We start from the raw sequence: 22,778 nt of genomic DNA on the forward strand, positions 1-22,778 counted from the left end.
AGTTAATGACTGTTAATATGTCTAAAAGACCAGTTTGTACCCAAGTCCCCTGACATTGATCAGCTGGACAGATGGATCGTGCTGCAGATATTTCCTGATCTTACTGATATATACGTCCATGTTACGGGCGTTGAAGAAATTGTCGTCGCCCCACAGTTCCAGCAGGATGTTCTTACGATGGGTGGTGATATTCGCCTTTTCCACCAGCATTTTCAGGATATCTGATTCCCGCAGGGACAACCGGATCTGCTCTTTTTCATGCCGCAGCTCCTGCCGGTTGTAGTCAAACGTATAGTTACCAATGAGATAGACGTCATTATTTACAGATGCGGGTGCGGCAGGCACAAATAACTGGCTACGCTTCAGGAGGGTCCTGATCCGTAATATCAGCTCTTCAATGCTAAAAGGCTTTTTAATATAATCGTCTGCGCCAGTCTGCAGACCTTTTATCACATCCTGCGTTTCACTCTTGGCAGTTAGGAAGATAATGGGGGTATGCTCGTCTACAGCGCGTATATCCTTCACAAGCGAAAGGCCGTCTTTACGCGGCATCATAATATCTACTACACAGAGGTCCGGACGGAACGACAAATACTGTTCCCAACCCTGTTGACCATTTTCTGCATGACTGATCTGAAATCCACTTGCTTCAAGGGTTTCCTTCACTACGCCCGCCAGTACTATTTCATCTTCAACCAGTAGTAACCTGATCTTTTTCATATTTCGGAAGTTGGAAAGTAAAGGTACTACCATTGCCAGGACTGCTGACAATAGACATACTACCACCGAGTTGTTCCAGCAAAGCCTTGACATGACTCAGTCCCAGACCGTAGCCCTTGATATCATGGCGGTCGCCCTGCACAACGCGATAGAACTTGTCATACAAATACGGAAAGTGTTGTTTTTCAATGCCATTTCCGTTATCCTTTACACTGATGCTGTAATGTCCGGGATATTCCCTGGCAGCGACCAGCACTTCCCGGGATGGCTTATCATTGTATTTCACCGCATTATCTATGAGGTTAGTAAGGATAGTAGTAAAGGCAGATGGATCGGTATATAACTGAGGGCTGGTAATCTCCAGCTCCTGCCTGATCATTACCTGTGATAAATGTGCGAAACGGTTGACGGTATCATCTATCAGGGTACCAATATCGGTACCTACTATCCGCAAAGGCTGATGTTCCTGCTCCTCCCGGCTCACCTGCATGATCTTGTCGATCAGGTCCTGTAACCGGTTCAGTTCGGCCCGGGAGTGGCGCAGATAGCGGGCGGTCTTCTCCGCATCCTGCATTCCCCGGAAACTGAGCAACGCTTCATTGGTGGCCTGCAGAATAGATACCGGCGTTTTCAGTTCGTGCGTGACATGGCTGATAAACTCCCGTTTCATGCTATCCAGCCTTTCCTGGCGGATAATAATGCGCCATAGTATCCAGATGCAGCCTATGATCAGCACCACAATGAATACAGAGAGGATAATCGCACTGCTCATTTTCCTTAGCAGGTAGCCGCTCAATCCGGAAAATTGTACGCCCGCAATACGCTCCTGGCTTTTCATACCAGGGCGGATCAGAACATGTGGTCTCTTATTGACGGTATCTATTGTATTAGTCTCTAGTAGCAGACTGAATATCAATGGAATATCTCTCTTATTAAGTTCTGCTTTGTAGTAACGCTTCAGTGTATCTTCCTGGGGGATGACATCTGTAAAAGAAGAGAAGATATTGGATACGAAGTGTGCCAGGGCTGACGAGTCTTCAATGGTAGCAGCTGTATCCAGACGGATATTCTTACGTACCATCGTGGCGTGATCAGAAGCTGTCAGGGTGTCTGATAAGGTGATATCTCCCTTACCTGCTGAAAACAGACCTTCCATATCATCCCCCTCTACATCAATAGTCGTCTTTACCGCATACCGGCTTTTTTCTGTGGCACTATCTCCGGCTCTAAGCCTGGCCGTAATAATGATGGAATTATCATAGGCATTGTGAAATGCTTCCGTTGCCGTGGCAATAAATGCTTCCTGCTGCGCGCGATAGGTTTGTCTGAGCCAGAATAACTGGAACAGCAATGCCGCCAGTAAAGCGGGGGTGGCGATCCACCATATCCTTCTGCTAACTTTACCCATAGTCTGGCAAATGTAGCTTTCTCATCCATTCTTCTCCGGATTCTTTAACAATCATTAACGTTTGTTCGCATTCCGTCGTATCTTGCCGCAGCATAACAGAATTACATGATTATCGATACCTTACAGCATGCAGCGCATTACCACGCCCTGGGACCAAAATTCGTAAAAGCCTTCCAGTATCTGCAGGAAACTGATTTCTCCAAAGTAGAGAAAGGCCGTTATGAAATTGATGGTACTGCTATTATTGCCATTGTAAATGAGTATGACACCATACCAACTACTGGTGAGCAGATGGAGTCTCATAAAAAGTATATAGACATTCAGTATATCGTTCGTGGAGAAGAACTGATCGGTCATGACTTCCTGCAAGAGCAAATACCTTCCAAGCCCTATAGCGAAGAAGAAGACTTTATGCTGTTTGCCGAAGCACCCGTGTTCTTCTCAAAATTACAACAAGGTATGTTTGCGATCTTCTTCCCGACTGATCTTCATATGCCAAACATTAAGGTAAACGAACCGGTGAGTGTGAAGAAGGTAGTGATGAAGGTAAGCATATAGCAGCAACTGATCTTTTTACATAAGTGAAGACGCCGTCCCTCAATAGGACGGTGTCTTTTTTAGTTTTAATAAGCAACTAATGTCTGGCAGGCTATGATCTGAATTATTTATTCACGGATAGTGGTTTTATCGTTCAATGCCATTTCCGCAATATCGTCTTTCCTTTTGAATATCACGCCTTTATGCTTCTGCATATAGGTAAACAATTCCGTTGCCGCCTTCACCATCTGTGGTGTACCACCTATACGGTCATGGAAGCTGACTGACATCATCCTTCTGCGATAGGCCGATTCCGCATATAGCTGGTCAAACTCCATTTTTACCTGCTGCAGGAACTGATCTGAAGAATACCATTGACCGGAGATCAGCACGATGTCATTGTTGCGAAGCGTATAAGGCACTACAGCAAAGTCTCTGCCATTTACCTGTATGATAAAGGGTTCATCCCGGCTCAGGTCATCAATATGGTAGGTGAAGCCTAATTCCTGTAAGATCTTCAGTGTATTCTCCCCGCGACGTAACCAATTGGCATTATATCCTTTAGGCGTAGCTCCGGTTACCTGCTGTACGGCTTTCACGCCATCAAGGATAAATTGCTTTTCCTCCTCGTAGGACATTGCATATTGCGTAGCCCAGTCCCTTCCATGTGCGGCCGCTTCGTGTCCCCTTTGCACGATCTCTTTCGCCAGCGCAGGGTTCTTCAGCACAGCAGCACCTACCATGTGAGACGTCACCTTGATCCCTAATTTATCCCAGTTGTCAAGCATACGGGGTATACCTTCCTTGTAACCGTATTCGTACCAGGTGGCAGAGGGAAGGTCTGTATATCCTTTGATCATGTTCTGGGGAAAGGGACTTTCCGCATTAACGGGTTGTCCACCTGCTTCGAACTGCATAGACACACTTACAACAAGACGGGAACCGTCGGCCCAGGAAGACACAGGCTTCTTCTGTTGTTGCAGCGGAGCGGCAGATAATGCGGAAGGTCCCACCATACCGGCCATACCCAGCAGACCGGCTGTCTTTAAAAATTCTTTTCTGGTAGCCATATATTATTTCTTAAGTAGTTTATCAATTGCGTAACTGTTATAGGAAATGTTGCTCAGGAGTATTGCAAAGAATGCCACATGCAACAGTTGAGATACCAGCGCTTCCCAATTCTCAATTAATGTAGTACCAAGTATCAGGAGTATCATCACAATACCTCCTGCAATCAGCGACTGCCTGGTCATTAATCCGATGATCAGCAATAACCCGATAAGAAACTCTGCTATCGGCAATGCATAGCTGAAAGGCGTGACAAGTGCAGATGGTAGCATCGAATCTTTAAAGCTTCCAACCATCCAGCCGCTGAACTTATCTAATTTGGGTAATCTTACCAACCCGTGACCAAACATACTGGCGCCAATAGCAAGGCGCAGTAACAGAAAAGCAATAGTGTTGTTGATCATGATAAAAATTTGTCTTTGTTGATGAAGCAAAGTTCGGACAGTCAGTGAACGGGCGTCCTGTACATTTAAAGGATAATCTTGTACATTTTTAAGATGGGGTCAAATAAATTGTTATACAGATATTAAAAATAATTATTTATTTTGGCCGCCGTCTTTAATGTTGTTAGCTCATGCGAATTGTAAAGCAAACGAAGCTTTTTTTCAGAGAGGGGAATTCGGACAAGACCTACGAGATTGATCTATGTGAAGTTGGTCCCGGACAATACATCGTTAATTTCCGCTATGGTAAGCGGGGAAGCGCCCTGAAAGAAGGTAGTAAAACCGTATCTCCTGTGGACCTGCCAGCAGCCACAGTTATCTATGATGCTCTTGAAAAGGAAAAACGCTCCAAAGGATATTCTGCGGAACAGGATGCTGGTCCGGTAACAGAATTTGTTGCTCCTGATACTTCTGGTATAACTGACCCCGTACAGGTAGCCATCCTGGCAAGGTTGGAATATGCGCTGAAAAGAAATTCCAAATTCAAGACTGAATGGAAAACGTCCCGGGTGATCTGGAAGGCTGGTGAACTGCGTTTGAAGGAAGCAGCCCCTTTTATTACCAAGCTAATAGAACGGGACAACGCCATGCAGCGTTACGCATCGTTATGGGCGTTAGGTCGTTGTGGTAGCGAAGCCGATGCAGGCACGCTAAAAGCCTATGCGGAAAATAGCACGTACCCGTATTATCAGCGTCAGATAGCCGTACATTCTTTACTGTTATTGTTACCGGAGGCGCCACGCAAGGAATATATTGCACAGTTTGAAAAAAGCCTGGACCCTGATTTTCAGCACGCTATACAGGATGGTCTCAAGTCGCAGTTGCTACAACTGCTCTCTGAACGCGTTAAATTGCTGGTGCAAACTACTTACCCTGTGCTGGAGGAACTGTATGTTGTCAGTATCGGCAATCCGATGGTGAGAGAGGTCCTGCTACAGTTTATTACTGCGTTACCGCTGAAAAGGAACTATTTCCAGCATTTACGCCATCTGTTCAAACAGGCAGAACTACGGGATGACCATGAGCTGGTTGCGCTCCTGGCTATACGCTTTGAACGTGAAGAACATAACTGGAGCGATCCTTATGGCCGCAATAACACCCGTGCTTTTACAAAGAATACCCGTCTTTATCTGCGCCGCCGCGTATTGCGTCGTCTGCAGCTAATGGGTAAACGTAATGATATTCAGTATGTAAGATTGGCAACAGCCTTACTGTTACGATACGATGCTGCGATACACAATAAGGCTCCTTACAGCTACAATACTTATTCTTATAATGAAACAACCCGCCGTTACGACACTGTCACATTGATGACGCTGGCGAACCCGGAAGCTGTATTACTTCATTATATCCTGGAGGGTAATGCCAAAGATCTTACACTCAATAGTACACGCACCTATTGGTCCAGAAAGATCAATCCTCAGGATACCAAACAAACACCACCAGTTGAGCGCTCCCGTAAAGGAGAGAACCTGCTCGAGAAAGTGGCCTCCCTGTTCCGTGGCCGCAAACATACGGATGTAAAGCCTACTGCCTCAGCGGAACAGGTGATCAAACAAAACCAGGAGACAGACAGTGATGTGCCCTACATCCATTTATGGCGCCAGCTGCCACAGGCATTCCTGCAACTGCTGATCAAGGGACGGATGAATGAGGTACACGACTTTGCCCTGCATCAGTTACTGCAACATCCGGATTACAACGCGCTCAAGGAACGGATGGACGCGCATGTGATCCGTGCGCTACTGGGTAATCCATTCAGTCTGCCACAGGGATATGGCCTACAGCTGGCCCGCGAAAAGTTCGATATCAACGCACCTTCCCTCCCTATTATCCAGGCATTATTATATAGTCTTTCAGCCGAAGCACGGCAGCAGGCAATGGAGTGGGCAGCTGCCCGACCAGATGTTTGTCTGTCGGACGTTGACTTCCTGCGTGAACTGATCTTCTGTCCGTATGCTGATGTACGCGCCTTTGCCGTACAACAGCTTCCTAAGGTAGTGTTGACAGAAGAACAGGTAAGACTGCTCGCTGGCAAAGCGATCGCCTACATCATTTCTTTTAAAGAAGCAGATCAGGCGGCCAACGATCAGCTGACTGAAGCGAGCCGCATCCTGGAACAATTCTTTGGTGGCGCGCTGGTACACCTTGACTTCAAGATCATAGAAGACCTGTTACATGGTCAGGTACCTGCTGCACAGGCATTTGCCGCCCGTTTGCTGCTGCTGAAAAAACAACAGTTCACACTGGATCATATTACGGACAGCCTGTTACTTGGCCTGCTGGAACATGCGTACCAACCGGTAAGAGCTGCTGGCGTGGATATATTCTCTGCGCTCAGTGAAGAGGAACTGGCTAAGCGCCGTGGGTTATTACTATATACCTGTACGGCGCCTTATACAGATGTCAGAAATGCAGTAAGGCCGTTATTGAAACGTCTGACTGAAAAAGACAGCGAATTGGCTGTATGGCTGGTCAACGAACTAGTACCATTGCTGATGCGGAAAGAAACGTCAGAAGGGCTGCATACTGACCTGGCTGTTATATTAAGCAATGAGCTGGTAGCTCATCTGCAGGATATTGATCAGGCGACCGCATTACGTTTACTATATTCCAACTACCGCCCTGCACAGGCATTTGGTGTGGTCGTACTGGAGAAATATATTCCTGCCGAGCACCTTACCATCAGGCAGGTGACAGCAGCGGGTAATCATGAGTTACTGGCTGTCAGGGAATGGAGCTGGCGATTCTTCGAAAAGCATGTGGCACGCATCCGATATGAAAGAGATGCCGCCGTGGCTTTCCTCGATGCTACCTGGGAAGATACCCGTGCATTCGCTGCCAACTTCTTCCGAACACAGTTTGAGGCCAGCGACTGGTCTCCGGAGTCACTGGTGGCAATCGCTGATAGCGTTAATCCCTTAGTACAGGCATTCGGACGGGAATTACTCACCCGCTTCTTCCGTGAGGAAGATGGTGCCATATACCTGATGAAGCTCAGCCAGCACCCGGCCGTTACGATGCAACAGTTTGCAACAAACTATCTGGAAAACTATGCGGCTAATAACCTTCCTTATCTGAAGGAGATGGAGCATTATTTCAGATCCGTGTTGTCAAGAGTGAATAAAGCACGTATTGCCAAAGAAAGGATCTTCAACTTCCTGGAGAAGGAAGCAGTGAGATCCGCAGAAGCAGCCGAATACATCGGCAGTATCATCACTGATATTTCAGCTACTGTAGCCATCGGCGATAAGGCCCGCTGCATCAGTATCATGCGCAATATTCACCAGGCATACCCTGATGTATTGTTACCGGTACGCTTTTCAGAAATTCCCATGAAACAATATTAAACCCTGAAGGATGTTATTTAATTACAGATATAGCGGGCAAACAGAGGTATACAGCAACGCCACTTCGGCGGGTATATCTTTCGCTCCCGATACCCACAGGGAACCAACCTTCTTCAATGGCAAACTGCGCAAGAAGATTGCCTTCCGTGAAGCGATTTCCGCTTTACACGATGTGGTGGTATCCGACCTGCGTTTTAAACCCAAAGATAAAACCGCCTACAAGGAATGGGCGGCACAGCAGGAATCTGTGTGGCTGGCAGAAGCAATGGGACAGTTTAATGCCGCCGCTGCTCAGCAGCAGATGGAGGCGCTCAGAGAGGAGCTAAACAATATCTATAAAGAGAAAGAAAAGGTCATGGCGCCTTATTACAAAGCCAGGCAGACCTATTTCAATCACCTGTATCAAAAAGACAGGGATGCCTGGTTCGTACTGGACCCGGTGATCAGCGTGCATCCTGATGAGATCTTCTTTGAGTGTTTTAGTCAGGATGAATCCGCCTATGGCAAATTAAGCGCCAGTTATAACGTATTCAAAGAAGTGAACGAGTTCAAATGCGGTACGACCAATATTGACTACTCGGCGAACTTATATAATGAATTTCAAAAGATCCGTGATTATAAGGAAACAACCTTCTCTGTAGATCCAGGCGGATTCTCCGTACAGACGACACAGGAAGAGATGTTCCGCGAAGTCAAGATTGATCTTCCTGATAGCTGGGTACGCGGTTTCCTTCAGGTGAGTTCTGCCATGACATTGCCTGCGGCTACTTTCGATCTGCACCCGATGGATGTATATAACTTCTGTAGCTGGCTGCGCCGCTTTAAAGAAGTGAAAGGACCACGCTCCATCCGTTTTGTGCTGGAACCCGGCAGACCGGTGAAGGCTATCTTCGAGCCCTGGAACAAAGAGATCGAATGTGCCAGATCTATCTATACCGGCCCGCAGCGCCGTGAGATCCGTATATGGGGACGCCGGCGATTACTGATACTGGAACGACTGATCCCGGTGGCAAAGAAATTCACCGTACACCTGACTGGCAGCGGATTGCCATCTTTCTATGTTGCTGACCTGGGTGATATGCAATTTACCCTGGGATTGTCCGGATGGACGGCAAATGACTGGTCCCGTGCAGGACAGTTTGATCTGATGGCACCACGCGCAGAAGTCAGCGATCTGACCAAACAGGTAGTCTACAGTGATCTGCAGGAGACATGGATGGGAACGGGAGAAGAGATCGCTGCCAGAACAGGACAAACGCTTCCACAGGTATTAGCCGCACTTGGTATCTATACACAGGCAGGTAAAGTGATCTATGATCTGCATACCGGCTATTACCGGCTGCGTGAGCTGAGCAGGGAACCACTGCCACTGGACCAGCTACGTTTCTCCAATCCGAAAGAGGAATCAGCTTCACGCCTGATGAAAGAAGGTAAAATCACCTGCACGGCGCAACAGGTTCCTAATGTTGGCTTACAGGTTACAGGCAATATCACTGCTGCACGTCGTACATACCATCCCGTGATTGTGATAGATGCTGATGAGCGTATGAGCACAGCTCATTGTGACTGTCACGACTACCTGACAAACAAGTTATACAAAGGGCCATGCGAACATATGCTGGCACTGCGTATGACCTATGAGCAGCAGAAAAATAATAATAACGCGTAAGCCGTATACGAAGCAGCGCGGGAGAAGAGAAAGAAATAAAATAAAAAAAGACAATATGTATTTGTTATTTAAATATTTCTTTCTATCTTTCAGGTCAGAAAAACACAGTTCTTTGTAAAGAGGAAATTGATTGCACTTGCGCCTGGTTTCAGGAAGAGTGATGTTTCGTCACTCAGGTAACATGACATTATCATGCTTCACTAAATGCAATCTTTACTTTGGGAGGGGCCTACCTAGTAGTGATTTACGGTACGAGCCCCAGGGGCTCCAAATCACCACTAGGTAGGCCCCTCCCTGGAGTTGATTGATTTAGTCAATGGCTTGCACGAAGGCCGATTTCCTCTTTACATCGTTTTTCCTGTTTAACCTCTTCTCCCCTTTTACTTCCCGCTTACTTACTTATCAACGATCTATCTTTTATCAGCAATAAACCGTCTGAAAGATTATGGCAGAAGGATTGACGCGTCAACAACTATATGACCGTATCAGATCATCCACCAAAGAGGAAGTGATCCTGGAGGAAATGACCCGCCTCGGTTTCTGGACAAGAAATCAGGCAATGCCTGCTCCCTCGGAAGTATTGATCCGCAGGGAAAGTGAATTGCGCAGGGAACTTAATAAGTTGGTAGAAGAGCAACAACGTTACCGGAATAAGGAAAAGATACTGAGCGACTTGCGCCAGCAACGTATGGCAGCTGCAAAAGCCAGAAGAGCCGAAACCAAGTTGCGCAAGGAAGAAAAGCGTAAGGAACGAGCGGCCCAATGGGCTATCGAAAAAGAAAAGAACATCGTCTACCTGGGCGAGGATGTATCCGCAGGCCTGAACAAGGTTGTCTCCGATGAAGAGAAACTGAAAGCAGCAGGACTCCCTGTCTATCATGATGGTCTGGCGCTGGCAGCAGCGATGGGTATTACAATTGGTAAACTCCGTTTCCTGTCTTTTAACAGAAAGGTGGCCAATGTCTCCCATTACAAACGTTTCTACATACCCAAGAAGTCTGGCGGTAAGCGACTGATCTCGGCGCCTATGCCGCAGTTAAAGGCCGCTCAGTACTGGATCCTGGAAAATATCCTCTATAAAGTAAAACTAAGTGAGTCAGCGCATGGTTTCGTACCCGGCAGGTCGATCGTTACTAATGCGACACATCACGTGGGACAGGACATTGTGATCAATATCGATCTCAAGGACTTCTTTCCTACCATCGCCTATAAACGCGTAAAGGGATTGTTCAGCAAGTTCGGTTACAGTGAGCAGGTAGCGACCATCCTCGCATTACTCTGTACAGAGCCCGAAGTGGAACAGGTTGCCCTTGACGGTCGTGAATACCATGTAGCAACAACTGAACGGCATCTGCCACAGGGCGCACCGTGTAGCCCGGCTATTACCAATATCATTTGCTACAAACTGGATCGCAGGTTTGAAGGACTAGCACGCCGTTTTGGCTATGCCTATACCCGTTACGCGGACGATATGACCTTTTCTGCCAAAGAAGCCGCAGGAGATAATGCGGGGAAGCTCATATGGGGTGTGAAACAGATCGTAAAGGAAGAAGGCTTTGTGATCCATCCGGATAAGCTGAAAGTCATGCGTAAAGGCGATAAAAGAGAAGTAACCGGTGTAGTGGTCAACGAAAAACTGAGCATTGACAGGGAAACTCTCCGGAAATTCAGGGCCCTGCTGCACCAGATATCCGTATCAGGCCTGGAAGGTAAGCAATGGGGAAAAGGAAGCCTGGTCAATAGCATTGAGGGTTACATTAACTATGTACAGATGGTGAAGCCGGAAGCAGGCCAGCAATTGAAAGCCAAATGGCAGCTGCTCCTGGGGCGTGAAGATGTGAAAACACAGGTACGTGCAGCAGCAACTGCGGCACCAATCTTGATCCCTCCGGTAGCACCGGCACAGGAAGAACCGAAAGATGGAGAAAAGCCCTGGTGGGATGTAATGTAGTACCCCGCTTACAGCAATATTTTTAAGGCCCCGTATACGTCAGTATGCGGGGCTTTGTTTAACCAGTACCCAAACAGCCGTTCGGGCAAATGGAAAGCCCCGTATATATTATATACGAGGCTTTGTTATGATTGAAGGTCCAGTAAATCTCTATGAATAAAATTAAGGTATTTTATTTACTAAATGAATGCATATCGACTGCTGTATCATTCCGGTAAAAAGTACCCAGTTGCTTCTGTCCCTTTTCATTATAAGTGATCGTCGGGCCATGCTTCTTCGTCCCCTTGTAAAATTGTATGGCGGCGATCTGTTGATCAAAATTAAACACCTTCACATAGGAAAGCGACGTATCCCGCTGATGCGTATATATCTCCGTCCTTGCAAATACGCCGCCCTGTAATGTATTTGTCAGTTTGTAATAACCTGTATCAGCCAGTGCATACAGATCATTGTCATTAGCGGACGAACTGGCCTGTTGACAGGCATAAGCGCTGAGTATAACAGCTGCGGTAATAAACAGATAACCTTTCATAATGTGGTGTTGTCCAGGCAATGTATTTCTTTTTCTGCTATCAGGCACATTCGTACCGGGAAAATTCTCTCATTAACAACGAGTTAACTATTATTTCGGCACATTGGAGTATTTTAGACCAGTGTATGTGAGTCTGCCTTACGATGGCACATTCGTTTTAATCTTATCTTATTTCTTTGTCGGCACAACCATTACCAGTTTATTAACAACTCCAAGATCGTATGACTCCAACTACGTTAAAATCCCCTACGTCCTGGCATCAGCAAATGCAGGACGAACAACCAGTTTATTTCGACCCCGCATTCAGGTTTTACTTTGGTGGCCAGGGCGCCTGGCAGGTGTATCGTCACAGAGATGTGCAACGGGTACTCAGCGACTATGAAGTATTCTCTAATGAATACATGCCTAAGTCTGATGATAATCTCCTTGGCAGCAATCTGAACCAGACAGACCCTCCACGGCACCGGCAGTTACGTGCACTGGTCACCAAAGCCTTCGCTCCTGCCATTATGGCCAGACTGGAAACCTGGATACACCAGGAATGTATGGATCTGTTGCAGCCTGCCTTAGCAAAAGGGGAAATGGATTTCGTGAAAGCATTTTCTATTCCGCTGCCTGGTCGTGTCACCGCGCAACTACTGGGTGTACCTAACCAGGACCATGACCAGGTAAATGCCTGGATCAATGCCATCTCCGGTGATCCTGCGGTAATAGGTATGGAGGCGTATTTTCAGGCGCAACGGGAAATGGGGCAATTGTTTATGTCCCTGCTGCAGGAAAGGACCAAAGCACCACAGGCCGATCTGATCTCTCATCTTCTGCAGGCAGAGATTGACGGGGAAAAGCTGAGCGTGCCCGATACACTGGCCTTTTGTATAGCACTGCTCATTGCGGGCAATGAGACGACCAACGGCTTTCTGGCTAATGCCATGTATACCTTTGCCACCATGCCTGATGTGCAGGCACACCTGCAAACGACTATAGCCGATCTACCCCCAGCCCTGAATGAAGTACTCCGGTATCAACCGCCTGTGCAAAGCATGTGTCGTATGGCAAAAATGGATGTTGAGCTGGGTGGGCAACTCATCCGAAAGGGCGACCTGGTAAACGCGTGGTTGTCCGCCGCAAACCGTGATCCCACCGTATTCCACGATCCGGAGACTTTCAATATACACAGGGACAATATCAAAATGGTCAGCTTTGGCCATGGTGCACATTATTGTATAGGCGCCATGCTGGCAAGAATGGAAGCTAAAATCGCTTTTGAGATCATCTTTGAAAAAATGAAGAACATTACACTGAAGCCAGGGGGAATGCCTACAAGGAATCCAAGTACGATTGTAGCCGGGTTTCTCGACCTGCCAATTATCTTTGATCAAAAATAAATGTGGGACAACACTAAATAAAATGGAAAAGTATACTCACTATACTAAGTGATATATTTTCGATTGTATGTACATTGCAGGTGGAACTAATAATACCCCAAATTACATAACCCTACTTGCAGAACACTTATCTGATTGGAAAACATAGAATGGCACTAAGTACATGCTGGGAACCTGTATGCAGTCCATCATAGTATGTTCCGCAACTGTAAATCAACGGTACATGAGTCTACTTCAACACATTACTACAACTGGCTACCGTAGAGTGACAGATGAAGACAAACGACGATCGGTGAAAATTGTTAATACCCTTGCCCTGGTGACAGCCGTCATGTCAGGTGTATTCGGGTTTGGCTGTTATTTTCTTACGTGGAACTTTGAGATGTCCGCGCCCGCGATCATCGAGTCTTTACTGCTCTCTGCCGTCATTATTTCCAACCGCTTCGGAAAGTTCACCGCCGCCGCCCTGGCACTGATCATTATCAACAACGTCAGTATTCAGTACTACAGTGCCATTATGGGGCGTGTTACAGAAGTTCATCTGCTTTTCATTTTCCTAGTGGGACTGTCCCTCCTGGTATTCGAAAGAGAAAAGTCTATGCGCGTGCTGAGCATAGGACTGACTATCTTCGCGTTCCTTGCCGGAGAATTCAATATGTATTTCCGGTTCATTTCTCCGATCGTTCCTCCGGAAGAACATTCCCCCGTCCATTTCGTCATACGATGGGTCACTATTCCCAGTATCCTGCTGCTCGATCTCCTGGTGATCTATTATTATGTGCGCAACATAGAACGGCTGCGTAAAAAGGAAATGCTGCACGTACAGGAAATGCTCAAAGCCGTAAAGGAACATAACAGAGACCTGGAAATACTAACCGCGCAACTTGCCAAAGCCACTGACGCCAAAACAGTATTCGTACGGGAGACAAGCCATGAGATCCGTACCCCTCTCAATGCCATATTCGGTATCAGCCAGCTGCTGCAACTGAAGGTAGCGCAGGACAGATCTCTGGCTCCCATTCGGCAGCTGGCCGACCATCTGTATGCTGCCAGTTACAATACCCGGGAGATCATCAACAACGTACTGGAGTTTTCCCGTATTGAGGCTGGCAAACAGGACACGCCGCAGCTCGCCGCCTTTAATATACGTGAGTGGCTGGAAGGTATCGTCAATATGCACCAGTATGTGGCCAGTGTTAAAACAGTACGGATTAGAACAACCGTTGCAGAAGAGCTGCCACAGCTCATTACCGGCGACAAGGTCCTGCTCTCCAAAACACTGAACAATCTCCTTTCCAACGCTATCAAATTCACACAGCAGGAAAGTACCGTTACACTCGACGTCTTTAAGGTGGACCACAAATGGTGCCTGCAGGTGACTGACCAGGGCGAAGGAATACGGGCCGACAGGTTGTCCACCATCTTTGATGCCTTTGTCACGGAGCGGAACATTTTCCTGGAAGGTACCGGTCTTGGACTACATATCACCCGTCACCTGGCCACATCTATGGGCGGTGATATCAAGGTCTACAGCGTGATGGGCAAGGGCACTACATTCACCGTCACCCTTCCCCTCGAAGAAGCAGCAGAATTATGTGGCCACCATGACAATGAAGAAGACGATGAAGCAGGCAGCCTGACCGATACCAGCATTCTTATTATAGAAGACGATAAAATGAGTCAGCTGATCCTGTCCAGGTTCCTTAATGGTTTAGGCAGCCGTACGATCGTTGCTGCGGATGGCATGGAGGGCCTCTTACTTGCAAGAGCTTCCCGGCCAGATATCATCATACTGGACTCACATATTCCGGGGCTCAGTGGAAAAGATACGCTGGCCGAAATACGGGCCGACGACATATTAAAACATATCCCTGTTATTATTGCCAGTGGTGACGCATTTAAAGAAAACGCCGAAGAACTATTACTGGCCGGCGCTAACGATTACCTGGTGAAACCTATAGAGTTCAAAACACTACAAACTAAGCTAAATAAATATCTGAAGGCTAACGCTCATCTCTGATCCCCCTTATCAGAGATGAGCGTTCATCTCCTATACCGCCTGCATCGTAAAGCGATACCTTGTCGTATCTTTCACGCTCCACTCAATATTTCCTTTCATCATCACTGACAGCGCCCGCACATAGCGTGCTAACTGCTCATCTGTGGCCGCACCGAAAGATGGCAGCTGTGCTGAAAGATGCTCAAATTGCCTTACCTGCTCATCGTGTATCATTACAGCAGCAGCTATCGCTTCCCCCATCGTACATCCTTCTGTGTTACGGATCAGCATAACGATATTCATTTCATCACCCTGTTCCAGCTCCTTGTTAAAAGAGAACAGATCGTTAGCCCAGCAGATCGTATTGCTGCAAAGCCCGATCAGTTTTTTAACTGTGCCATCCAGGAATACATAGTCGGGTAATGAGAATCCCTCTATCGCCTCCAGCAGATGGGCAAAGAAATTGGCCCCACTGAAAAACGGCCGCCATTTCATATACGCCTCCAGTGTAGGTAACTGCCCCCGGCTAACCTGTTCTATACGCCAGAGGTTTGCAGCAAACGCCTGCTGCAGACTTTCTATAAACCTGACCTGCCAGCCCAGGTTTCCCAGTTTCCTGATCCGTTTCCAGAAATCACTCACCGCGCTTAACACAGGCCCACCCCTCTCCAGCGATACCTGCCGGTTGTGCTTCATAATACCGATCAGTGAATGTACCATTTGTTCAAATTGTATCCGCTGTTTTATGAGTGCTGTGCCCTCCCCATGTTCATCAAACTGATCATCGAGTACAAACAATAAAGTATTGAGGTCTGCCGCTATGCTCAATGCATTGAGATCGGCAGTAGGGAACATCCTGGCCACCATCCAGGTGAATCGTTGTTTGTGATAATAGGACCAGGTGGCTTCATTGGTTACGAGTTGATGTCTTTTAACCCAAAGCGTTGTGTGTCTGTCCGCTTTTATTACATACTGATTTAAAATAGCAGGAAAAGGGCAGTATAAGCCCGGCAATTGATGCGTGTACATAATTGAATACGTGGTTTAAATGAGAAATAAACGAATACTACACAGGGGCTGGTGAATACATGACAAAGTAAATAGTACCGGTTAATGGCTTATTGCTGATCACTGTACGACAGTGCTACTGTACTGATATTGGAAATTACTGCTTTATAGGGAATAAATCAAACAACGAAAACAGGGATTTTCTGGAGGTCAACCCGATCTTACAGTGATCAGAAAAGGCGCTTCCACACAAGATGAAAGCGCCCTTTTCCTAAAAAAGATTATACTAGAATTTCACCCACGCCACGCAGGCTTTCTTATCTTCTCCCTTACGGGTGATCATCAGCGTGACATACGTCGTTCTCTGCTCATTGTAATCGGATGCACCCAGCATACAATAATACCCTTTGTATGTCTCTGGTGTACCAAACAGGAACAGTCTTTCCTGACCGGCTGGCGTACATTTGTAACAAACCGTGTTGGCTTCATACAGATACCTCATTGGTTTCTTGTCCAGCGTCGTGCCACCCGGGTCCAGGTAAGCGAGATAGTCATTGAATATAACGTAGTTCGCTTTAGAGGCAGGCAGATAATCGTACGACAGGTAGGGCGTTGTATTCAGCACCTGTATACGGTTACGGAAAAACCACTGCCCTTTCTTCCTGCGCTGGAAATAGAGCGGTTCAAAAGTACCATTCGCTATCTGCATCTTCACTATTCCATAACCTGACTGTTCGCGACCGGCAGCATCGATCTCGCTCACACCGATATCATTCAGGTTAGTATGCATCTTGTTCCATGAATTGCTGCTACCATTAGTGGCGAATGCATTCATAGACTCCAGCAATACGGTGCTGCTGCCATCTGCATGGGTGATCAGTGCCTGCGGCTGACCGCTGTAGGCGCCTGTATATTTCATCCTCTCCTGCGCAAAAGCCGTGATCTTATCAGTGGATACAGCGTTATTACGCTTCAGCTCCAGCGTACCCGCATCGAGATAGTTCATATAAGCCGCTGCTACAGGTGTTTTAGCTGTCTGGTTATTGGCCGTCGTCAGCAGGGCCTGTATCATGTTAACGCCAGCTGCATATTGCAGAGATACGTGTATATCAGAGAAATTAGCCGTATAAGGTAGTGTGCTATGAATAAAAGCACTGTCTGATTTTGCCAGTGCTGATATTACTACTACAGCGCTCGTATCCTTACCGTTCTTCCGGCTGTTGTTCAGGGCAGCAGTTGCCAGATATATCTTGTCGCCACCAGTCACCAGCATGTCCAGGTAAGCCAGGTAAGGGTAGTTATCTCCCGAAAAGGTGTAATATTTTTGTCTGAGCAGCTGATGATCAGGCGTATAGTGAGTGATCAGGGCTCTTTCTGACGGCGATTCCTTCCGCTGAAGCTCGCCACCGGTAAATGCGGCAACGGCATAGTAACCGGTAGCTGCATCTACAGATACGTGAAAGTCATGAGAAGCGAAGTTATCCTGTACAGCTACATCTCTGTGTAACACCGTAGACAGTTCTCCCAGCTTATCTTCCTTCACCAGTTTTCCGGTGGTACCATCCAGTACCAGCCTGTAAAGGTTGGGTTTATACTTTACCAGCTGTTGCAGGAAGATCACCACCTGGTTATTAATAGCGAATATGCCGTCAATCTCAGTGTCGTTCAGTCCGGACGCATCCCACAACTGTCCTTTGACAGCGTCTGTAGCGATGACAGCCCGCTGGTCATTGTATACGTTTACAACGATCCCCTGTTTCTTATCGAAATGCAGGTAAACTGTATTTCCACCTTGCAAAAGTAATAACTTGTCGAAGCCTTCTCCGGGTTCTGGAAATGTGGCGCTCAGCTGTACAGTAGGTGCCTGCGTCGGTGCCTGTGCATAGGATTGACTGGCAAATAGGAGGAAAAACAGGCCCATGCCCGTCCGTAAGTATCTCATAGGTTAAAGTATCGTTCTGATAGTAAAGATATAATATTTTTTAAATGTGTGTCGGACTGCTCCATAAAATGCTTACCCTTTCTCCTTTTTCTGCTCTTTGCTTGCATCGCTTTTACTATATTTATGCCTATTTTCCAAACTAGAACGCTAATGACAATCAACAAAATCCTGCTTTGTTCCGGTATCCTACTGGCTTCCCTGGGGAATGTCGCTGTTGGACAAACCACCACTTCGAAGTACGATCAGCATGAAGTTTTCGGCCCCCTGTTTTACCCTGCCAATGGTAATGAGTATCGCAGTGCATCAGGTGCACCTGGCCACAAGTACTGGCAAAACCGTGCTGACTACACTATCAATGTTGTGCTTGACACCGCTACCCATCGTGTAGATGGTTCCGTAGCCATCACCTACAAAAATAACAGCCCGGATAAACTGGGATTCCTCTGGCTCCAGCTGGATCAGAACATTTACAAGGAAGATTCCAGAGGCGCCGCTACCAGCGTAGTTACCGGCGGCCGTTTTGCTAACCGTAGCTTCACAGAAGGATACAAGATCAAGTCTGTAAGCGTTGCCATCAACGGAAAGAAAACAAATGTTAAATATTCTGTTACCGACACCCGTTTACAGCTCATCCTGCCGGAAGACCTGAAAGCGGACGGTGGCGTTGCCAAAGTATACGTAGACTACGCCTATGAAGTACCCCAGTACGGAACAGACCGTACCGGTCGCCTGAAAACACGCTATGGCTGGGTATACGAAATCGCGCAGTGGTATCCGCGTATGGAGGTATATGATGATATCCTCGGATGGAACTCTATTCCTTACCAGGGCGCTGCTGAGTTTTACCTGGAGTATGGCGACTTTGATTACACCATTACGGCGCCTGCTGGTATGGTCGTAGTAGGTTCCGGTGCACTGGTAAATGAGGCGCAGGTACTGACACCTAAGCAACTGGCGCAACTGGCGAAAGCACGTAACAGCGAGCAGACTGTTATGATCAAAGACAGTGCTGAAGTAGCGGCTGCGAAACCAGGTACTGGCATGCTGTCCTGGCATTTCCAGTGCAAGAATGCCCGTGACATCTCCTGGGCCGCTTCTACTGCCTTCATCTGGGATGCGGCCCGTATCAACCTCCCAAGTGGCAAGAAGACCCTCGCACAGTCAGTATACCCTGTAGAAAGTATTCAGTCATCCAATGGCTGGCAGCGTTCTACCGAATACGTAAAAGGCTGTATCGAATACTATTCCAAACAGTGGTTTGAGTATAGCTATCCGGTAGCAACCAACGTAGCAGGTATCGTAGGTGGTATGGAATATCCAGGTATCGTATTCTGTTCCTACAGAAGCACCGGCGGCAGCTTATGGGGTGTAACCGATCACGAGTTCGGCCACAACTGGTTCCCGATGATCGTTGGGTCCAATGAAAGAAAATATGCGTGGATGGATGAAGGTTTCAACACTTTCATCAACGACGGTTCTACGCAGGCTTTCAATAAAGGTGAATACTATCAGAAACCACAGGGCCAGTCTATGGGCCGTGCCATGAGTGGTGATCCGATCATGAGTACACCTGATGTGATACAGAGCAGCTACCTGGGTATCGCCGCTTACTATAAACCTGCAATGGGTCTGGGCATTCTGCGTGACTACATCCTGGGTAAAGAGCGTTTTGACTATGCATTCCGTACCTATATCAACCGCTGGGCATTCAAACATCCGACTCCATGGGATTTCTTCCGTACAATGGAGAACGTCGGTGGTGAAGACCTGAGCTGGTTCTGGAGAGGCTGGTACCTCAACTCCTGGAAACTTGATCAGGCAGTTAAAGACGTAAAATACGTAAGCAATGATCCTGCGAAAGGCGCGCTGATCACGATCGAAAACCTTGACCAGATGGTGCTGCCGGTCGTACTGGCCATCACCGACAGCAAAGGTAAAACCGATACAGTGAAACTGCCTGCCGAGATCTGGCAACGTGGTGGTTCCTGGACGTTCAAATTTGATTCGGATTCCCGTCTGACCAAGATCGTAATAGATCCTGATAAGGCATTTCCTGATGTAGATCCTTCCAACAACGTATGGAGCGGCAGCAGCAAGAAAGTAGCGGCTGACGTTACCGCTACCAGTGTATTGAATAAATATCTGCAGGCGATCGGTGGTACTGACAAGATAAAAGCGATCAAAGATCAGACACTCACCGCAACTGGTTCCATACAGGGTACTGATATCAAGATGACTAAAAAGATCAAGTCTCCGGATAAATACCTGCTGGATGTTTTCATCCCTATGATGAACGTACATGCCAGTAAACTGGTGATCAACGGTGACAGCATCTCTGCTGTACAGATGGGCAATCCGGTTCCCCTGGATGATGCTGCAAAGAAGCATGTGAAAGCAACCATGACCCTGATCCCGGAGATAGAATACCTGAAAAAAACTGCTGATCTCCAGTTGTCCCAAAACATCGTGACAGATGAAGATGGCAAAGACAATTATGTGATCACAGTAACAGAAGATGATGAAACAACTACTGAACTGTATTACGATGTGACCACCGGTTTACTGAATAAGAAGATCAGCCGTAATGGCGATCAGATCACCGGTGTGATCGAAACAAGTAATTACAAGGAAGTCAATGGTGTGAAATTCCCATACCTGCTGATAAACACGATCAGCGGACAAAAAATAGACTTCAAGGTAGACGAGCTTAAAATTAACAGTGGTCTCTCAGATGCTGATTTTAAATAACGTATAGAGAAAACATTATTTGTTGAAGGAGAAGCCCTCCTGCCGGTATGTTCCAATATCGGCGGGAGGGCTTCTCCTTTGTACTTTTTTTGCGACTAAATGGTTATCTTGTGGTCTAAGGAGGCAATACAGCTATACAGGACAACTTTTGTATCTCGACCTATAACAACACAATACACTACCAAACCCCGGAAGCAATTCCTTTAAACCCAACGCGAATGACAATAATGGGGACAATTAGAGCGATTACCCTGACCGGTGCAGATACCATTGACCTCAATGAAAGGAACCGAATCATCAAAGTGAACATCCTGGCCAGCGTGACAGGTCTGATGGCATTTTTCTTTGGTATTTTCTTTTATATCATCTCCGGTAAACTGGGCCTTTTCCTCGGCACCCTGGTCGAAGGAACTGCCTGTTTCTACGTCATCTATCTCAATAAGCAACGTAAGTATGATCTGGCAGCTTTCTATCTGCAGATGATCCATAATGCGGCGACACTCTATTTCGGATGTATACTCGCCAATATTGTGGAAGCCAGTCTGCTGGCCATCTTCCTCATAGGCACTTCTTTGCTCATCGTGAAAGATAAACTCTTCCGTACGACCTGTATCGTCGTCGCATTGATCACACTCGTACTGCTGGAAGTGAACCGCTTCACCGGCATCGTTCCTGCATATGAATTCAATGTGATTAGCACGGTTATCATTCACTACTCCGCTATCATGGTGATCGTATCACTCAACATACTTATTATCATGTTCTATGTAAAGCACAACGATGCATTACTTAAAACACAACAGGAACACGCGGAAAACCTGGAACAACAGGTGCAGCACAGGACCAGCGAACTTGAAAAGGCCAATCACTATAAAAGTATCTTCCTGCGTGAAACCAATCATGAGATCCGTGTGCCGTTGAATGCAATTCACTCCATCAGTCAGTTACTGCTGATGGATGCTGAACGAAATCATGATACCGCTTATATCAAGCATGCGGAACACCTCTGTGCTGCCAGCCACCAGGCGCTGGACGTCATCAACAATGTACTCGAGCTGTCGCGCATAGACGCTGGCAGATTACACGAAGTGCACAATGAAGCCTTCGCTATCAGAAGTCTGCTGGAAAATATTGTGGGTACAGGACAGTACATCGCTAAAGCCAAAGGTGTACGGATCATCCTGGATTATAACCGAAGGATGCTACCGGCACATCTTGTGACTGATAAGATCAAGCTCACCCAGATCATTAATAACCTGCTCTTCAACGCCGTAAAATTCACCACGAACGACAGCACGGTTACCCTTGCCGCCAATGTGGAAAATGACCAGTGTTGCATCAGCGTGAGAGATGAAGGTGCAGGCATCAGCAGTGAGAAAATGGCTCCCATCTTTGACCCTTTTATCACTGAGTGGAACAGCTTCTCCGGCGGTACGGGATTAGGGCTGCATATTGCACAGCACCTGGCAACCCTGCTGGGCGGGACAATATCCGTGGAAAGTGTCATCGGCCAGGGAACCGTCTTCAGTTTTAAATTCCCACTCCGGGCCTGCGCCATGCCGAGCCAGCCGGAAGCAGCGGAAATACGTGCGGATGATTCCATGTATGCCGGCGCCAAAGTACTCGTCATTGAAGATGATGACATGAGTCGTATCTACCTGACAAAATATCTCTCAAGACTGGGTTGTGAAGTCGTATCCTGCAATGGAGGACTGGATAGTATAGCACAACTCCAGCAATATACACCCGACCTTATCCTCGCTGACAGGCATCTGCCTGATATGGATGCAGAAGAGATCCTTGCCTATATCAGGAATGCGCCATTGCTTAAACGTATCCCGGTGATAGTGATGTCCGGCGATGCATTCGAAGAAGACAGATCCGGCGCCATTGAAGCAGGCGCCATTGCCTATCTGATCAAACCCATTGACTTCAAACTGCTGAACAGTATCCTCAATAAATGCCTCAATAGCCCCGCTATTATCTGATCCTTCCTTACTGTTTACCCTGCCTGTCTT

At 47.2% G+C, this 22,778-nt stretch carries 15 protein-coding genes; 8 read left to right on the top strand and 7 right to left on the bottom strand.

Translation table 11 applies throughout. The features are described from left to right. Positions 1 to 21: 21 nt before the first annotated feature. Together GWR21_RS03760 and GWR21_RS03765 are read right to left on the bottom strand one after the other, a co-directional pair. Positions 22 to 720, bottom strand: coding sequence for a response regulator transcription factor (locus GWR21_RS03760; protein ID WP_162330449.1), 699 nt, complete (start codon positions 718 to 720; stop codon positions 22 to 24). Continuing rightward, the gene (locus tag GWR21_RS03765) at positions 692 to 2,128 is read right to left on the bottom strand and encodes a sensor histidine kinase (protein ID WP_162330450.1); all 1,437 of its coding nucleotides are present in this window, start codon (positions 2,126 to 2,128) and stop codon (positions 692 to 694) included. The genes GWR21_RS03760 and GWR21_RS03765 overlap by 29 nt, the downstream gene beginning before the upstream one ends. 105 nt (positions 2,129 to 2,233) lie before the next feature. Here GWR21_RS03765 and GWR21_RS03770 point away from each other — a divergent pair, with 105 nt between their 5' ends. After that, positions 2,234 to 2,686, top strand: coding sequence for a YhcH/YjgK/YiaL family protein (locus GWR21_RS03770; RefSeq protein ID WP_162330451.1), 453 nt, complete (start codon positions 2,234 to 2,236; stop codon positions 2,684 to 2,686). Between the two features lie 107 nt (positions 2,687 to 2,793). Here the strand turns inward: GWR21_RS03770 and GWR21_RS03775 are convergent, their stop codons facing one another. Both GWR21_RS03775 and GWR21_RS03780 read right to left on the bottom strand, forming a co-directional pair. Then, entirely contained in the window at positions 2,794 to 3,735 is a 942-nt protein-coding gene (locus GWR21_RS03775; RefSeq protein WP_162330452.1) for a polysaccharide deacetylase family protein, read from the bottom strand. A 3-nt stretch (positions 3,736 to 3,738) separates the two neighbouring features. Then, positions 3,739 to 4,137, bottom strand: coding sequence for a DoxX family membrane protein (locus tag GWR21_RS03780; protein ID WP_162330453.1), 399 nt, complete (start codon positions 4,135 to 4,137; stop codon positions 3,739 to 3,741). Between the two features lie 170 nt (positions 4,138 to 4,307). Between GWR21_RS03780 and GWR21_RS03785 the strand changes: the two genes are divergently transcribed. The 3 genes from GWR21_RS03785 (at position 4,308) to GWR21_RS03795 (ending at position 11,146) form a co-directional block, all read left to right on the top strand. Next, positions 4,308 to 7,526: a hypothetical protein gene (locus tag GWR21_RS03785; protein ID WP_162330454.1), complete on the top strand. Its 3,219-nt coding sequence runs from the start codon at positions 4,308 to 4,310 to the stop codon at positions 7,524 to 7,526. Between the two features lie 10 nt (positions 7,527 to 7,536). Then, positions 7,537 to 9,195 (top strand): SWIM zinc finger family protein, encoded by a 1,659-nt coding sequence (locus GWR21_RS03790; protein ID WP_162330455.1) that lies wholly within the window; start codon positions 7,537 to 7,539, stop codon positions 9,193 to 9,195. A 445-nt stretch (positions 9,196 to 9,640) separates the two neighbouring features. After that, complete coding sequence (locus GWR21_RS03795) at positions 9,641 to 11,146, top strand: retron St85 family RNA-directed DNA polymerase (protein ID WP_162330456.1); 1,506 nt, start codon at positions 9,641 to 9,643, stop codon at positions 11,144 to 11,146. A gap of 172 nt (positions 11,147 to 11,318) precedes the next feature. On the opposite strand, the gene GWR21_RS03800 is transcribed toward GWR21_RS03795, so the two are convergent. Then, complete coding sequence (locus GWR21_RS03800; protein ID WP_162330457.1) at positions 11,319 to 11,678, bottom strand: hypothetical protein; 360 nt, start codon at positions 11,676 to 11,678, stop codon at positions 11,319 to 11,321. Positions 11,679 to 11,899: 221 nt separating this feature from the next. Between GWR21_RS03800 and GWR21_RS03805 the strand changes: the two genes are divergently transcribed. Further along, entirely contained in the window at positions 11,900 to 13,063 is a 1,164-nt protein-coding gene (locus tag GWR21_RS03805; RefSeq protein ID WP_162330458.1) for a cytochrome P450, read from the top strand. 223 nt (positions 13,064 to 13,286) lie between these two features. Beyond that, positions 13,287 to 15,083, top strand: coding sequence for an ATP-binding protein (locus tag GWR21_RS03810; protein ID WP_162330459.1), 1,797 nt, complete (start codon positions 13,287 to 13,289; stop codon positions 15,081 to 15,083). 30 nt (positions 15,084 to 15,113) lie between these two features. Here the strand turns inward: GWR21_RS03810 and GWR21_RS03815 are convergent, their stop codons facing one another. Both GWR21_RS03815 and GWR21_RS03820 read right to left on the bottom strand, forming a co-directional pair. Beyond that, a complete protein-coding gene (locus tag GWR21_RS03815) occupies positions 15,114 to 16,091 on the bottom strand; it encodes a terpene synthase family protein (RefSeq protein ID WP_162330460.1) in 978 nt (325 codons plus the stop codon). A 265-nt stretch (positions 16,092 to 16,356) separates the two neighbouring features. Continuing rightward, complete coding sequence (locus tag GWR21_RS03820; RefSeq protein WP_162330461.1) at positions 16,357 to 18,012, bottom strand: hypothetical protein; 1,656 nt, start codon at positions 18,010 to 18,012, stop codon at positions 16,357 to 16,359. A gap of 150 nt (positions 18,013 to 18,162) precedes the next feature. Here GWR21_RS03820 and GWR21_RS03825 point away from each other — a divergent pair, with 150 nt between their 5' ends. Further along, entirely contained in the window at positions 18,163 to 20,760 is a 2,598-nt protein-coding gene (locus GWR21_RS03825) for a M1 family metallopeptidase (protein WP_162330462.1), read from the top strand. Between the two features lie 227 nt (positions 20,761 to 20,987). After that, positions 20,988 to 22,748, top strand: a complete 1,761-nt coding sequence (locus tag GWR21_RS03830; RefSeq protein ID WP_162330463.1) for an ATP-binding response regulator — start codon at positions 20,988 to 20,990, stop codon at positions 22,746 to 22,748. The last annotated feature ends 30 nt before the right edge of the window (positions 22,749 to 22,778 follow it).

Source organism: Chitinophaga agri (genome assembly GCF_010093065.1).
GTDB classification, from domain to species: Bacteria; Bacteroidota; Bacteroidia; order Chitinophagales; family Chitinophagaceae; genus Chitinophaga; species Chitinophaga agri.